The sequence below is a fragment of the Aquabacterium sp. UBA2148 genome (assembly GCF_002328915.1).
Classification (GTDB): domain Bacteria; phylum Pseudomonadota; class Gammaproteobacteria; order Burkholderiales; family Burkholderiaceae_C; genus Aquabacterium; species Aquabacterium parvum.
This window is the reverse complement of the sequence record NZ_DCXA01000114.1, coordinates 1-13,430: the sequence shown is the minus strand read 5'-3', so window position 1 is coordinate 13,430 and position 13,430 is coordinate 1. Positions and strand designations below refer to the sequence as shown.

15 protein-coding genes, 1 tRNA gene and 1 pseudogene are annotated in these 13,430 nt (G+C 62.5%); 2 read left to right on the top strand and 15 right to left on the bottom strand.

Going from position 1 to position 13,430, the window contains the following annotated elements; all coding sequences use genetic code 11:
* From B2W70_RS06220 to B2W70_RS06175, 10 genes are all read right to left on the bottom strand, one after another.
* Positions 1-343 (bottom strand): BRO-N domain-containing protein (locus B2W70_RS06220; RefSeq protein WP_286743904.1); only part of this gene is annotated, 343 nt, incomplete at its 3' end.
* 2 nt (positions 344-345) lie between these two features.
* Complete coding sequence (locus tag B2W70_RS06215; protein ID WP_286743902.1) at positions 346-627, bottom strand: hypothetical protein; 282 nt, start codon at positions 625-627, stop codon at positions 346-348.
* Between the two features lie 5 nt (positions 628-632).
* On the bottom strand, positions 633-1,109 hold the full coding sequence (locus tag B2W70_RS06210) for a hypothetical protein (protein ID WP_286743899.1): 477 nt from the start codon (positions 1,107-1,109) through the stop codon (positions 633-635).
* Positions 1,110-1,120: 11 nt separating this feature from the next.
* Positions 1,121-1,384: a helix-turn-helix transcriptional regulator gene (locus B2W70_RS06205; protein WP_073656030.1), complete on the bottom strand. Its 264-nt coding sequence runs from the start codon at positions 1,382-1,384 to the stop codon at positions 1,121-1,123.
* 174 nt (positions 1,385-1,558) lie between these two features.
* A complete protein-coding gene (locus B2W70_RS06200; RefSeq protein ID WP_286743894.1) occupies positions 1,559-2,023 on the bottom strand; it encodes a hypothetical protein in 465 nt (154 codons plus the stop codon).
* Positions 2,020-3,432, bottom strand: a complete 1,413-nt coding sequence (locus tag B2W70_RS06195) for a recombinase family protein (protein ID WP_286743891.1) — start codon at positions 3,430-3,432, stop codon at positions 2,020-2,022. Before B2W70_RS06195 ends, B2W70_RS06200 begins: the two co-directional genes overlap by 4 nt.
* A complete protein-coding gene (locus B2W70_RS06190; protein WP_286743888.1) occupies positions 3,429-3,902 on the bottom strand; it encodes a DUF2924 domain-containing protein in 474 nt (157 codons plus the stop codon). The genes B2W70_RS06195 and B2W70_RS06190 overlap by 4 nt, the downstream gene beginning before the upstream one ends.
* Before the next feature lie 276 nt (positions 3,903-4,178).
* Positions 4,179-5,063, bottom strand: a complete 885-nt coding sequence (locus tag B2W70_RS06185; protein ID WP_286743885.1) for an OST-HTH/LOTUS domain-containing protein — start codon at positions 5,061-5,063, stop codon at positions 4,179-4,181.
* A gap of 8 nt (positions 5,064-5,071) precedes the next feature.
* Entirely contained in the window at positions 5,072-6,001 is a 930-nt protein-coding gene (locus B2W70_RS06180) for an ImmA/IrrE family metallo-endopeptidase (protein WP_286743882.1), read from the bottom strand.
* Positions 6,002-6,014: 13 nt separating this feature from the next.
* Positions 6,015-6,344 (bottom strand): helix-turn-helix domain-containing protein, encoded by a 330-nt coding sequence (locus B2W70_RS06175; RefSeq protein WP_286743880.1) that lies wholly within the window; start codon positions 6,342-6,344, stop codon positions 6,015-6,017.
* Between the two features lie 244 nt (positions 6,345-6,588).
* Here B2W70_RS06175 and B2W70_RS06170 point away from each other — a divergent pair, with 244 nt between their 5' ends.
* Positions 6,589-7,824 (top strand): hypothetical protein, encoded by a 1,236-nt coding sequence (locus B2W70_RS06170; protein WP_286743877.1) that lies wholly within the window; start codon positions 6,589-6,591, stop codon positions 7,822-7,824.
* A 3-nt stretch (positions 7,825-7,827) separates the two neighbouring features.
* Entirely contained in the window at positions 7,828-8,778 is a 951-nt protein-coding gene (locus B2W70_RS06165) for a hypothetical protein (RefSeq protein ID WP_286743875.1), read from the top strand.
* Between the two features lie 263 nt (positions 8,779-9,041).
* Here the strand turns inward: B2W70_RS06165 and B2W70_RS06160 are convergent.
* From B2W70_RS06160 to B2W70_RS06140, 5 genes and pseudogenes are all read right to left on the bottom strand, one after another.
* A tRNA-Phe gene (locus tag B2W70_RS06160) sits at positions 9,042-9,117 on the bottom strand.
* Positions 9,118-9,195: 78 nt separating this feature from the next.
* A complete protein-coding gene (locus B2W70_RS06155; protein ID WP_286743873.1) occupies positions 9,196-10,053 on the bottom strand; it encodes a response regulator in 858 nt (285 codons plus the stop codon).
* A 33-nt stretch (positions 10,054-10,086) separates the two neighbouring features.
* Positions 10,087-12,399, bottom strand: a complete 2,313-nt coding sequence (locus tag B2W70_RS06150) for a sensor histidine kinase (RefSeq protein WP_286743871.1) — start codon at positions 12,397-12,399, stop codon at positions 10,087-10,089.
* A 25-nt stretch (positions 12,400-12,424) separates the two neighbouring features.
* Positions 12,425-13,021 (bottom strand): DUF4390 domain-containing protein, encoded by a 597-nt coding sequence (locus B2W70_RS06145; RefSeq protein ID WP_286743868.1) that lies wholly within the window; start codon positions 13,019-13,021, stop codon positions 12,425-12,427.
* Positions 13,021-13,430 (bottom strand): annotated as a pseudogene (locus B2W70_RS06140) (16S rRNA (cytosine(967)-C(5))-methyltransferase RsmB); the annotation flags it as partial. The gene B2W70_RS06145 and the pseudogene B2W70_RS06140, both read right to left, overlap by 1 nt.

Genomic DNA, 13,430 nt, shown 5'->3' with positions numbered 1-13,430 from the left:
TCATCGTGGTGGTGGAGTACCCGCCTGTCTTGCGGATCGCAGGCAACACTTCGCTGGTGATCCAGCGCTTGAAACGCTTGGCGGCATCCTTGGTGCTACCGAGAATCAGGGCGTAAAGGCCTGACTCGTTAACGTGGTTGGCACGCTGTGTGCGCCCGAGGTTGTCGATGACCTCCAATTTCTGGAGATCATCGGCATCGACGTGGGACTTGATCGCCTGAGACGGATTGCTCATCTCCAGGGCATCGCAAACATCGGTGGCGTTGAACCACGGCTGCCCGAGTTCATCCACCTGGACGCGCACGGCATGCGCTTCGAACTGGAAGGGAATGATCGCGCTCATGATCAGCCCTCCCACGACACGTCGGCGATACGGTCGGCTCCACGCGCGGCACGCTTGCGTACCTCGGTGTGGAGTTCTTCCAGCGCAGTGCGGCGACGACCGAGCGCCAGCGATTCCGCATTGGCCGTCTGGATAGCGAAGGCCAGTTCATCCACCGTGGCGGCATCGAGGGGGACAACGACGTCCTGGCCGTCGGCGCGGCGATACCGGATTTCGTCGGGAAGGTGTTCGCCGTAGATGGACGGCAGTTGCTTACGCAGTGAAGCGATGAGATTGGTGCTCATAGTGATTACTCCGAATCGATGGAAAGGGTGAAAGACGGCTTGCCGGAATCCACAGTGCGAGCGGCGGCGAACTGCTGTTGCAAGGCAGGCGGCCAGTTCGTGAAACGGGATTCGGAGACAGACAACTTGATGTCGAGGTAACCCTCGACCTTCTCGCCTGAGGTGACGATGCGTTCGGCGATTTCGGCCAGTTGCTTCTGATCCCAGCTGACCTTCTTGGGCAACTCGAACTTCAGGTGCAGCGGGCCATCGCTGATGTGTGCGGTGCCGAAGTCACGGCCGGATTCGCGCAGCGCGGTGCGTGCCTGCTCGCCGTAGCACTGATCCAGCGCCGCGTCGAACTTGGTGCGCGCCTTTTTGAGCCAGTCGATTGCCGCGTCGAGGTTTTTGTCGATTTCGTGTTTCTGCGCGGGCGGCAATGCGGCCAGCTGGCTGACGGACATCTCTGCAATGTCGGCGGGGAAGATGGTGATGTTGTTCATCGCATCTCTCCTCAAACCGCCGCGCGTTCGGATGTCGAGTCGTGCAGCGCTTCGCGCTCAAACTCGAGGATCGCGTCGACCGGGTAGCCGACACGCTTGGACAGCTTCAGGTAGCGTGGGCCGCGACCCTCACTGCGCCAGCGCTGCAAAGTCTTGGGGCTAACGCCCCAGCGTTGTGCGAGCTCGTTCTCGTTGAGCACGCGGCGATCACCGGGTGACATGGTGTTGATCGCCTGTTGTGGCGACCGGGGGATACTGCTGGCTGGTGTCTGCATGGAATGCTCCTGTGACGTTGTTGAGTAACAGGTGTCATTCCAAAATTCGGGTGGCGAACCTTTAAGGGACGCAATGGCGAACCACGGCGAAACTCCAGGTTCGCCAATGGGCCAGGGCAGAAACGCAAACGGCGAGCACATGGCTCGCCGTCATCGGGTGTATCCGGAGGGAGATCAGGCGTCGGAGAAACCGAGCAATCGGCGTTGCGCTGCCCAATCGCGCGGTAGTTGCTCTTGGCGGCCGCGCAAGGTGTGTAGATTCAGGTGGCGTGGCTGACGTCCTTCGAATATCGCCTCCACGATATCGGGGGCCAGCATGGTCATGCGCAAGACCTCGGCAGCCCAGCCCGGTTCCACTTTCATGGCGTGTGCCAAGTCCGTTGTCGTGGGGTAGATGCCATCGTCGATCAAGCGCTTCCAGTAGAAGGCTTTGCCCAGCGTTTTGATCATCGGCACATCAAAGCCACCGATCCGGTCCGCGATCTCGGGGGATGGCGGTATCAGTAGCTTCCGGTTCTGGCGGCGCTTGATCGTCAGGGGAACCAAGGTGACCCGCTGCCCCTCGTTGACATAGCTGCGGGCTTCCGCCCCGATCTCGATGCGGACGGCTCGCTGTCGGTGGTTGGTCGTGGCGTTCATGCCCAAACCTCCTCGGCACGTTCTTGGGACTCTTCGATCAAGGGATGCGTGCTGATGTCCGCACCGAATCCGATCCAACCGTCCTCCCGCCAAACGATATCCAGGCCGTGCCCGTGCAGTTGCACGCGTTCGATCAACAGCCGCGTGATCCGTTGCTGCTCGGCAGGGAACAGTTGCGACCACACATCACCGATGCGCTGCATGGCGACCACCACCTGTGCTTCGTCCAAAGCCGCACCGACTGGATGCTGCTGGCAGGATCGCCATACAGCGATCAGCATTTGGGGCGATGAAAGCGCCGCATGGATTTGTGCCAGCACCGCGTCTTCGATCTCAGCGGCTGGCAGGTGGCCCACGTCCGGAGTATGCGGAGCCAGGCTGGCACCTGCGTTGCGCCGCTTGTGCAGGTAAGGCACGTAGTAGCGGTACTGCCGACCGTTTTTCTTCTTCACAAAGGAGTGCAGCATGCGTTGGCCATCCGGTGCGAACAGCAGCCCCGCCAGCAATGCCGGATGCTTAGCACGGTGTTCGCGCGGTGCCTGCTTTCGTCTCTCGATAAAGGCGTGTGCCCCGTTCCACAGCTCTTGAGAAATGATGGGGTCGTGCTGGGCCGAGTACCACGTGTCGTGATTGCAGATCTCGCCGAGGTAGATGCGGTTTCGCAGCAAGGTAAAGAGGTACTGCTGATCGATGCTTCGCCCCAATCGCTCCCGACCGGACTGGGTGACCCATGCCTTGGTGGTATGCCCTTCGATTTCCAATTCGCGGACGAGTCGCGCAGCCGAGCCGTGCTCGGCGTAGCGGCGGAAGATGTCACGCACCAGCTCGGCTTCACGTTCGTTGACGACGAGCTTGCGTTCGACCACGTCGTATCCGAGAGGTGGGACTCCGCCCATCCACATGCCCTTGGCCTTGCTGGCGGCGATCTTGTCACGGATGCGCTCGCCGGTGACCTCGCGTTCGAACTGCGCAAATGACAAAAGGATGTTGAGCGTCAATCGCCCCATCGATGTGGTGGTGTTGAACTGCTGCGTGACTGAGACAAAGGAGACGCCGTTGCGGTCGAACACGTCGACCAGCTTGGCAAAGTCCGGCAGGCTGCGTGTCAAGCGGTCGATTTTGTAGACGACCACGGTATCGATCTTCCCCGCTTCGATGTCGATCATCAGGCGGCGTAACCCGGGCCGTTCCATGTTGCCGCCCGAGTAGCCGCCGTCGTCGTATCCGTCGTCGACGGCAATCCAGCCTTCATGCCGTTGGCTGGCAATAAAGGCCAAGCCCGCATCACGCTGTGCCTCGAGGCTGTTGTATTCCTGGTCGAGTCCTTCGTCAGTGGACTTGCGGGTGTACACGGCGCAGCGCTTCTTTGGCGTGACTGCGGGAGTTGGGTTTCGACGCACTGAGCTCATACTGCCCCCTTCTTGGAAGCAGGTGCCTTCAAGCCAAAGAACACCGGACCTGACCAGTGGCTGCCCGTGATGCGTTTGGCTACAGCGGACAGGCTCTTGAAGCGTTGCCCTTGGTACTCGAAATCATTCGATCCACGCACCAGCACACGATGCTCAATGTCTTCGTAAATGCGTGTAAGGACGGAGCCGGGCAACAGACGCTGACTATCGCCGCGCAGTTGCTTGGGCAAGATGCCGGTTTCACCAACATCCTCGAGTTTCTTGCGCAGTGACGGTTTCAAGCCGCCAAACGCGCGCTCCTGCATCCGGTAGGCCAGGCGACTTTCCAACCAGACCCGATGGTGGTGATGTGGCCGCTCTTCGAAATGGTCGTCCCAGAGTGCCCAAAGATCGTCCATCGAAAGATGGGGAATAGCCCCGACGCGGGCGGCGACTGAGGCGGGCGTTGGTGAGGTTGCGTGTGCTGTCATGGGCGAACTCCGTTGTTGTGATCGGGGTTCGCATTCACGCGCTGTTGGCCGGGGAAGCCAAGGCAAACGTGCTCGCTGTTTTCGGGGGTGTCGCGCGATTGGCGGGCACGAAGGCGCAGTAGCGCGGCAGCCAACAGATCAGCGATTTCTTGATGCCCGTGCCGTGGCCGGTCAGGTGACGTGCAAATGGAGATAGGTTGGGTTTCTGTCATGGCAAGCATTCCGATGGAAAACGCTGCTCATGCTAGAAACCAAGGGCACTTCGCGTAACGTGATTTAGCGGGAGTGCGCGGCTTTGGCGCTATGTTTTTTGGGACGGTACCAAGCCGCGCGCTGGCCATTCACTTCCCGATACCGAAGCTCGAAAAGGCGGGATTCGTGTACGACCTGCCGCCAACTGCTGCACCCATACTTGGCCGGTAATTGATCGGGATGCCGTTCTGCAATCCATCGTCCAGCGCTGGCGACCGGCGTCCACTCTTCGACAGCCAGCTCATCTGCTGCCTCACGCAATGCGCGAACAATTCCGGCTGCAGGCCAATCCACCGAGCCATCCGGCGCTATACCGTTGATCACAAGATCACGGAAGGCATCGGACTGGGCAAAGTCAGCCGCCAGGCGACGGGCCTGATCCATGTGCTCCGCCCAGCCTCGCAGTTGCTCAAAGTGTTGATCGATGCGACTGTAGGCCGCCACCAAGGACTCTTGCGCACCACGGCATCCGTCCAGATTCCAAAGGTCGTGCTGGTCGATGAAGTGGTGCACCAGGTTGTTCCGCAGCAGAACCAGGTCCTTCAGACCATTCTGCGTCCTATCGAAATCCTCGGCAGACATCCGCAGGCTCATCTTCATCTTGAACGAGATGATGTTGTCGGGCGCATCTGGTTCGGCGACCTCGTCTTGGTCGCCGCTGGTGACATACGTTCCGAGCAGCGTGCCAACCAACGTACCCAGAGTTTTGTTTGCGGCATCCGCAACGCGCTCCGCCTGGTTCGATTCGAGGGGTGATCCTGACGCGGAGATTTCGTGGTGGGCCACGATGGCCTTCATCAATTGTTCGTACTGCTGCAGACGCAAGAGACAACGGCCCAGCATTCGTTGCACCTCGCGTTGCAAGGTCTGCAGTTCTTCATCTATGGGTTGGATCGGCAAGCCTGTCATCGAGGGACTCACCGTACTGGCAATTGCCCGTTCGAGACGAACTGATCGAAGCTGTCAAAGCTCTCGCCGTCTTGCCAAGACCGATCCCATGACCGTGGTTCAGCACTTTCCAGTAGCAGAAGGGTCAGGACGCGATCTCCTGTGGTGTAGCTGTGCTTGAACTCGCGCAACTTCATGTGAGGTGCCTCCTCCGGGCACCAGATCGCGGCAGACATCTCCGTGCCATCCCACTCCTGCTCAACGGTGGAATCAGCAGCCAGGGTGCCGGGTAATGGTTCCTGCGGATCGTCAGTGCGCCGAATGCGGGCGCGCGTCTTGACCGCGCTGCTGCTGCGCCATTCGTACTTCACGAAACCGTTGTCCCAATAGACAAGGATTGCCCGCTGCGTGGTGAATTTGATGAACCGGATGCACAGCGCCTCGAACGATACCTGGAACCGTTTGGCAAGGGCGCTCAGGACATGCAAGTCGATGCGCTGGTTCGAGATCCACTCGCGCAGCAAGTCGCCAGGCATCAGCAGGTTGCTGGCAAAGTCGTCCGCCTCACGTTCGATGACACGGATGGTGTCAGCGCCGGAGTACACGCTTTCCTTGTCGCAGTTGAAACTTTGCCGCTGATCGCGGTGAAGGATGAAGTGGCCCAGTTCGTGAGCGATGGTGAAACGCTGGCGTTCGGGGTTTGCCTTGCCGTTATAGAAGATGCCCCACTCTGCGGTGTACTGTGGGTTGCGCACCAACATGCCTTCGCAGCTATTGATGTCCAGCACCATCGGGGCCTTGATCTCGCGCACCCCTTTGCCGTAAGGCGTCTCTGGAAGCATTTGCCGGACGACCTCCAGATCCACGGCATCCGGCATGCCGTCGGCGTGCCACGCCCGCAACCATCTCAAGACGGTGCTGGCCGCGATGGAACCGGTTAGGGGCTGGGATGAGCTCAATTGTCAGACCGCCTTAGTTCTTATCGGGGAACATGATTTTGAGTGCCTGACGGTAACGATCCTTCTCCTCGTCCGTCATCCCAACATATTCTCGGAAGAAGGCCACGTCCTCCGGACTAGCGTTTGGCGCCTCTTTGATAGGTTCGCCCATCACGTCCGCCATGGTCACGCCTAACGCCTTAGCGATGGCCTGAATCCGTTCAGCGGAGGGACGCTGGCCGTCCTTCATCTCCAGTTCCCATATATACGCCTTGGTACAGCCGACCGCGTCGGCGACCTGTTGCAAGGTCAATTTCTTTGCCTCGCGTAAGCGTCGCAGGCGTGCTCCGAACGCTGAAGCCATAGCGATGCTCCTGTAGGGGAAAACAGTCAGTTAACAAAAACAAGACCGCTAGTATAGCCGCGAGATACAAATAAGGTCTAGATGTGCCGCTTTGATTGACAAGCGGAAATCTGAGGTTCAGAATCGCGCTTGTATCTCGCTGCTTTACTTGTGCTAGGTGCGTGTTCAGTAACCTAGTCGCTGGCCAGTGCAGTCCGTACATCGGTCGCAGACCTTCGACGCCGATCCAGAAAGGACGATCAAGATGAAGAAGACCTTTGTCGACGTGATGCTCGAGCTGCCGGTGGACGCCACGCTGCGCGACTTCCTGACCACCCACAGCCTGCCAGTGCCCGATGGCTTTGCCTGGGATGACACACCGGAGACCAGCCAGTTTCTGGTCGAAGCGGTCAAAGTCTGGCCCGACATTGCTGCCCGCGACCGGATGACGGCCAACCTCATGGCCAGCGTTCAGTTGGGCGATGCGGCTGGTAAGCAGGCGATGTTTGAGGCGGCCGTGGCCGATGGTGCTGCGCTTGCGGGTTTGGCGCTGTGTGCAAGCGACATCCACCGTTCCTTCTGGCTCTACGTCCACCACCCGGCACTTTTCGAGCGTGCCTATGACTTCAGCTTTTGGGAACAGCATGGGCAACAGACACAGCAATACGATCTTGGCCTGAAACGCCAACCGAACGGTTCGGATGCCAATCTGACCGCGTTGCGTCACGCCATCTCGGCCTTCTACAAGCGCGAACTGCAATGCGGAGACGGCAGCGTGGCGCACTTGGTCGAGCGCAGTCCGGGGGTGTTCCTGTTGTCGGTCCATGTCAAGGACATGGCGATGCTGCGCCTGGAGTTTGAGGGAGCGACCCTGAAGCGCCGGGTCGGCAACCCCAACATTCACATGGTGCTGGAGTACGCCAAGTCCACCGGTGTGGTGCGCACGCTGGTGCGCGGCGGCGCAAAGTATCAGCAAATGCTGGTCGAGGCCTTCTCGGAGCATGTGCTGGGCGTGAAAGCAAGCGCTCACAAGATCAAGTCGCCGACTCTGGATCTGTCGATGCTGCGCACCGGGTTCGATGTGCCGGATGCGTTCGAGGACGGCTTCTCGATGGTTCAGTTGAAGGCACTCACCCTGCTCAGCCCTGACACGGCGCTGAAGATCGAATGCACGGCGATGCAGTCCAGCCAGCAACGCTCGGTGCACGATTTGCTGAAGGAGAAGCTGCCGGGCCCGCTGGAGGGTCAGTGGGCGGTGACAGCGGCACAGGTCAATCTCTATTACCCACCCGAGCCGGGCAGGACTCGCCCCAAGGTGGTCACCATCGAAGTGACCAGCAAAGGGCGGCTGAACCTGCACAAGTTCGACGCCAAGCTGCAGGCGCAGCTGGAAGGCTACTTGGTTGCGGTGGGCATCTTGCAGAAGGGCCAGACCCTCAGCGCCCAGGAGTTGCCGCCGGAGACCGACCCAGTCAGTTCTTCATCCGCTTTCGAGGACTGACCAATGACGACGCACGATGCCTGGGCCCTGGTTTGCCGACTGTTCGCAGGCGGCACGCCGGTGCTGCGGGCCACGCTCTCGCCACGCGAGGTATCTGCTTTGTCTATGCTCGGCAAAGCCGTCAGGCCAACAGTGGTGGATCAGTTTTTTGTGCTCTGTCCCCACTGTCAGCAGCATCGGGCGCAGGTCTGGGGCGATGGACGGGGCGGCCGGACCTGCCCGTGCCCGGAGTGTGGCCAGGTGCCCGTCGAGGTAATCGACGGTGCGGCATTAGCCCTGGATGAAGACTGGCTGCGGCAGAAAATGCGCCTCGCGCTCGACATCGAGAGTCGCGACGACGTAGATGACTTGGGCGATGGTGCTTGGCGGCTCGGTAACACCCGCAGATCTCCGGTCGTGCTGGCCCGAGATCTGACGAGAGTGCTGCATGAGCCGAACTTGCTGGATCGTGTGCGCGTGGCGGGCAGTAGCATCCGGGTCATCACACCCAGGCCGCGCACGACGCGTGGATCGCCCTTCGGCTCGGGCGTGGAATGGCTGGCGCTGGAAGAACGATTCACGTTCTATGGCGGCGGGATCGCCTTCTTCCCTTCGGTACCGTCTGTAGCGCCAGCAGTGGCCGATCCGGCCGCACCTGTGAACGGGCCATTCTCGGCGGACTTCAAATGGGCCACGCTGCCGGACGTGCAGGCCACGCCGATCCGGTTCACCGATGGTCAGGCTAAAGTGTTCGAGTCTCTGTGGTCGTTCAAGGGTGTCGAGATGGACGGCGAAAGGGTCATGCAGCGCGCCGGCCAGAAGAGCGATAAGCCAATTGACCTGTTCAAGATCAAGTCGAAGGACAAGGGCAAGCCGGAGCACGAGGCGCGGCTGGCGGCCTACGCAGCACTTGTAGTCACGCAGCAACGCGCAGGCTTGTACTCCATGCCTTGCGCGGCGGCTGTGTTGGCGTGATGGATTGCTGCTCCAAGCCCACCCGACAACGAATGGCAATGGCACGCGCGCAAATCATGGTCGCAAAAGGCTATGTGCGTGTGCTACGGCGAAGAAGTTAGCGCCGATTTCGAGAGAAGAGAGGGCGGAACGGAGGGCAACCGGGGATGTTCCTGCCAGACCATAGAACCCCGGTCGCACACGCAGAATGTGCGGGAACCCCGCGTGTCATGCGGGAAGCACAAATGAAAACGCCCAACTGAGAACAGTTGGGCGCGAAATTTTGGTGGCCTGGGGCGGAATCGAACCACCGACACGCGGATTTTCAATCCGCTGCTCTACCAACTGAGCTACCAGGCCTTTTGTCTTGGCTGAAAGCGTTTGTGCGATCAGCGAAGACTCTCAGTATACATCACTTTTTGAGGCTTTTTGGCCTGATCAGTTCATGGCCGTTTTCTTGTTGCGCCCGAGGTCCACGCCCAGCTGCTTGAGCTTGCGGTAGAGGTGGGTGCGCTCGAGGCCGGTCTTCTCGGCCACGCGGGTCATGCTGCCGCCTTCGCGCGCCAGGTGGAACTCGAAGTAGGCGCGCTCGAAGTCGTCACGCGCTTCGCGCAGCGGACGGTCCAGCTGAAAGAGCTGTTCGTTCGAGGGGCCCGACAGCGCAGTGCCGTGCGAGGCAGGGGCGTGCACGTGGTGGTGAGCCGGTGCGCTGCCATAGGTGGCAGGTGCCGTGGAATTCACGTGGGGGGCTTCGGCGTGCAGGTGCTGTGTCGGGGCCATCTCGGTGCGCAGTGCGCCGCCGCCGTTGTAGGACGATGCCGCCGTGATGGGTGTGACCGTGGCCAGGTGCACAGGCTGCACCATCGTGGTGGCGAGGTGGCCGCTGTGATGGGGGGCGTGAGGCGCTGCACCGTTGGCCGCACGAGGGGCCGCCGGTTTGGCCAGGCCCTGCTCGACCGTGCGCAACAGCTTTTGCATGGTGATCGGCTTTTCCAGGAAGGCCTGGGCGCCGAACTTGGTGGCCTCGACTGCGGTGTCGATGGTGCCATGGCCCGACATCATGATGACGGGCATGGTCAGCTGGCCGTTGGCTGCCCACTCCTTGAGGAGTGTGACGCCATCGACGTCCGGCATCCAGATGTCCAGCAAGACGAGGTCTGGTTTGCATTGCTCGCGCAGGGTGCGCGCTTGGGCGGCGTTTTCCGCCACTTCGACAGAGTGACCTTCGTCGCTCAGGATTTCTGACAGCAGGGCACGGATGCCCAGTTCGTCGTCGACAACAAGAATGGTGGCCATGTAATTTCTGATACCCGGGTGTGGGTGCAGTCCCTAGTGTGACCCACTTTGGTGTGGGATGGATGACAGCACCGAAAATGATAGCGAAACTTGTGCCCCGATCACCGTCGGGGCACCCGGGGAATTGCCCTGCGATGCGTTTTCCATCAGGTTGCGGATCCTCACCAGGGCTTTGTGCTCGTCTGCGATCTTCTTGACCACGGCCAGGCCCAGGCCCGTGCCTTTGGCTTTCGTGGTCAGGTAGGGCTCGAATGCCCTGCGCAGCACCTTGTCCGGGAAGCCTGGGCCGTTGTCGCGCACGGCCAGTCGCACGGCGCGGATGCTGCCGTCTTCATGGCGCGGTGTGTCGGTGCGAACGGTGACGCGGGCCGTGCCTCGCGCTGCGGCCCGATCGCTTGCTGCGTCTTGTGCGGTGTCCAGCGCGGCATCCAGGGCGTTCTGCACCAGGTTGTGCACCACCTGCCGCAACAGCGCGGCGTCACCCTGGATGTCGGGAAGGTCGGGCGCGAGGTCCAGCGTGAGCGTGCCTTGTTCGATCGCCTGGCCGTACAGGGCCATCACCTCGTTGACCAGTTCGTTGAGGTTCAGCGGCGCCAGCTTGGCCGAAGGCAGGCGTGCGTAGTCTCGGAACTCGTTGATCAGGTTCTTGAGCGCCTGCACCTGCGTGACGATGGTGTTGACCGAGCGGGTCAGCAGCTGGCGCCCCGGGTCGTCGAGCTTGTCGGCGAGCTTGATCTCCAGGCGCTCGGCCGAGAGCTGGATCGGTGTCAGCGGGTTCTTGATCTCGTGGGCGACTCTGCGGGCCACCTCGGCCCAGGCTTCGGCGCGCTGGGCCGACACCACCTCGGTCAGGTCGTCGAAGACGATGAGGGTTTCGTCGGGCGGCAACTCGGCGCCGCGCACCAGAAGGGTCAGCGTGTCGGGCGAGTGGGGCAGCTTGAGCTCGTAGGACTCCTGCCATTGCTGGCGCTCGCCTGGCGTGGGATCGTTGGCGTAGAGCTCGAAGCGCTGGGCGATGGCGGTGGCGAAGTCCTGCAGGCCGGTCACGTCGGTGAGCGGGCGGCCTCGGTAGGCCGAGATGGGCAGCTTGAGGATGCGGGTGGCGCCAGGGTTGACCATGTCGATGCGGCCCTGTGCGTCGAACACGATCACGCCGGCGCTGAGGTTGTCCAGCACGGTCTGAAGGTGGGCCCTGGCGCTTTCGAGTTCCTGCACGCTGCGCTCGGCCAGGGTGCGCGCGTCGGCGAGCTGCTGGGTCATGGCGGCGAAGGCGCGCGTCAGGCCGCCGAGTTCGTCCTGGGTGGCGAAGATGGTCTTGGGGCGCAGGTCACCCCGGGCCACCTCCTGCACGCCTTCGGCCAGCAGCAGCAGTGGGCGCGCCAGCTGTTGCCCCAGGATGGCAGCGAGCAGGAAGGCACCGAACACCGCCAGCACCAGCGCCAGCGTCAGCGTGCCGATGTACATCTTGCGCAGGCCGCCACGGCTGAGCGCGCGTTGCTGGTACTCCTGGTAAGCGCTTTGCACGTCGAGCGCGTTGCGAACCAGCTCCGTGGGGATGAGCTGCGTGACGACCAGGAAGTGGCCGCTGGACTGCAGGCTGAAGCTGCGGTCCGGCATCCAGGCGATGGCGATGATGCGCGGTGGGCCGGCGCTGTCGGCCTGCTCTTCCAGGCCTTCGATCTGGGCGTAGATGCCGCGGTTGCGAGCTTCGTTGCGCCAGCTTGCAGGCAGGCGTTCAGTGGCCAGCAGGCGTGTGCCGTCGCCCCCGGCGGTCATGGACACGAGACCGCTTTCGCTGGCCACCGAGACGGTGCGGGCGCGGATCTGCTCGCGCAGGCGCTCGAGCTCCAGCAGGCCGGGCTGGGTGCCGGCGCGGGGCTCTTCGGCCAGTCGCAGCGCGGCGGTGCGGGTTTTGGCCGACACGTCTTGCGTGAGCGTGTCGAGCGTGCTGCGGCCCAGGTTCAGGCCTGCTTCGAGCGCGCCTTCGACGCGCACGTCGAACCAGGTTTCGATGCTGCGTGAGACGAACTGGTAGGACACGGTGTAGATCAGCAGGCCGGGCAGCAGGCCGACCAGGCCGAAGATGCCAGCGAGCTTGAGCAGCAGCCGGCTGCCGAACTTGCGCGCGCGCAGGCGCAGGGCCAGTCGGCCCAGGGCGATGGCGATGGTCAGGCCCAGCACCGTGGCCACCGCCAGGTTGCCCCAGACCAGCCAGGCGAAGTAGGGCTCCAGGCGCTCGCTGTTTTGCGTGGCCATGACCAGCAGGAAGGCCAGCACCAGGCCTCCGCCGGAGAGGGCGGTGCCGGCGAGAACCCACGCCCAGCGGTTGGCCTTGATGGTGCTCATGGGGTGGCGGTGCTCACGGCCATGCTCAGCGCATCGCCGCACTCAGGTTGATGCGCCGCGCGATCGAGAGGTCCCAGCCTGACTGGGGCCCCAGGCCGATCTGCAGTGGGCGGGGCAGCTCTTCGGTGTCCAGGCGGAAGCGGAAGATGACGTGGTGTTCGGCTTCATCGCCCGACGCGATGGGGTCGCCGATGCGCCAGCGCGTGGTGCGGCGCATGGCGTCGAGGGCTTCCTGCAAGGTGACGAAGTGGCGGCTCAGGCCGTCCTGGGTCAGTTTCCAGCGGCGTGTCAGCGGCTGCCAGCCCAAGCGCCAGCGGCGGTTGGCTTCACCGCGCGCCTGATCCAGCCAGTACCAGCGTTCGCGCATCAGTTCGGCTTCGGCCACAAAGACCAGGGTGACGCCGCGCAACAGCATCTGCTCCAGGTCTTTGGACAGCTCCAGGCGAACGCTGTAGGTCAGCAGCACGCCTTCGTCGCCGAGGTTCACGGCAAGGCCGGTTAGTTCGGCGACGTTGCGGGTGGGGGCGCTGTCAGCCCAGGCGCCAGCTGGCCTCAGACATGCGGCAGCCAACGCCAGGCTGGCGCTTCGCTGGAGCAAGTCGCGGCGGCTCAGAGGCGGCATCAGGCACCGTTTGAGGGTTTGGCGAGCAGGGCGTGGAAGAAGCCGTCACCTGGGTCGGCTGCGGGCGCACCCGGGGTGGCTGGCCCCAATGGCCGATGGGCGGCGGTCTCGGGGTATTCGACCACAGGGAGGATGTGGCCGGGCGAGGGCAGGCGCCGGGCGCCAGGCGTGCGTTGCAAAAACGCGTCGATGCGGTCTTCGCCCTCTTCGCGGAAGACGGAGCAGGTGCAGTACAGCAGGTGGCCACCCGGTTTGAGCAGGGGCCACAGGGCGTCGAGGATGGCGTCCTGGATGGCGGCCAGGGCGGCGATGTCGGTGTCGCGGCGCAGCCAGCGTGCGTCGGGGTGGCGTCGCACGATGCCCGAGGCACTGCAAGGCGCGTCGAGCAGGATGGCGTCGAAGGGCTGGC

Excerpts from the sequence above, each read along its gene's own strand:
- B2W70_RS06170 (WP_286743877.1), top strand. The coding sequence starts at position 6,589 with ATGAAGAAGACCTTTGTCGACGTGATGCTCGAGCTGCCGGTGGACGCC.
- B2W70_RS06165 (WP_286743875.1), top strand. The coding sequence starts at position 7,828 with ATGACGACGCACGATGCCTGGGCCCTGGTTTGCCGACTGTTCGCAGGC.
- B2W70_RS06175 (WP_286743880.1), bottom strand. The coding sequence starts at position 6,344 with ATGGCTTCAGCGTTCGGAGCACGCCTGCGACGCTTACGCGAGGCAAAG.
- B2W70_RS06155 (WP_286743873.1), bottom strand. The coding sequence starts at position 10,053 with ATGGCCACCATTCTTGTTGTCGACGACGAACTGGGCATCCGTGCCCTG.
- B2W70_RS06185 (WP_286743885.1), bottom strand. The coding sequence starts at position 5,063 with ATGACAGGCTTGCCGATCCAACCCATAGATGAAGAACTGCAGACCTTG.
- B2W70_RS06195 (WP_286743891.1), bottom strand. The coding sequence starts at position 3,432 with ATGAGCTCAGTGCGTCGAAACCCAACTCCCGCAGTCACGCCAAAGAAG.
- B2W70_RS06210 (WP_286743899.1), bottom strand. The coding sequence starts at position 1,109 with ATGAACAACATCACCATCTTCCCCGCCGACATTGCAGAGATGTCCGTC.
- B2W70_RS06190 (WP_286743888.1), bottom strand. The coding sequence starts at position 3,902 with ATGACAGCACACGCAACCTCACCAACGCCCGCCTCAGTCGCCGCCCGC.
- B2W70_RS06150 (WP_286743871.1), bottom strand. The coding sequence starts at position 12,399 with ATGAGCACCATCAAGGCCAACCGCTGGGCGTGGGTTCTCGCCGGCACC.
- B2W70_RS06205 (WP_073656030.1), bottom strand. The coding sequence starts at position 1,384 with ATGCAGACACCAGCCAGCAGTATCCCCCGGTCGCCACAACAGGCGATC.
- B2W70_RS06200 (WP_286743894.1), bottom strand. The coding sequence starts at position 2,023 with ATGAACGCCACGACCAACCACCGACAGCGAGCCGTCCGCATCGAGATC.
- B2W70_RS06215 (WP_286743902.1), bottom strand. The coding sequence starts at position 627 with ATGAGCACCAATCTCATCGCTTCACTGCGTAAGCAACTGCCGTCCATC.
- B2W70_RS06145 (WP_286743868.1), bottom strand. The coding sequence starts at position 13,021 with ATGCCGCCTCTGAGCCGCCGCGACTTGCTCCAGCGAAGCGCCAGCCTG.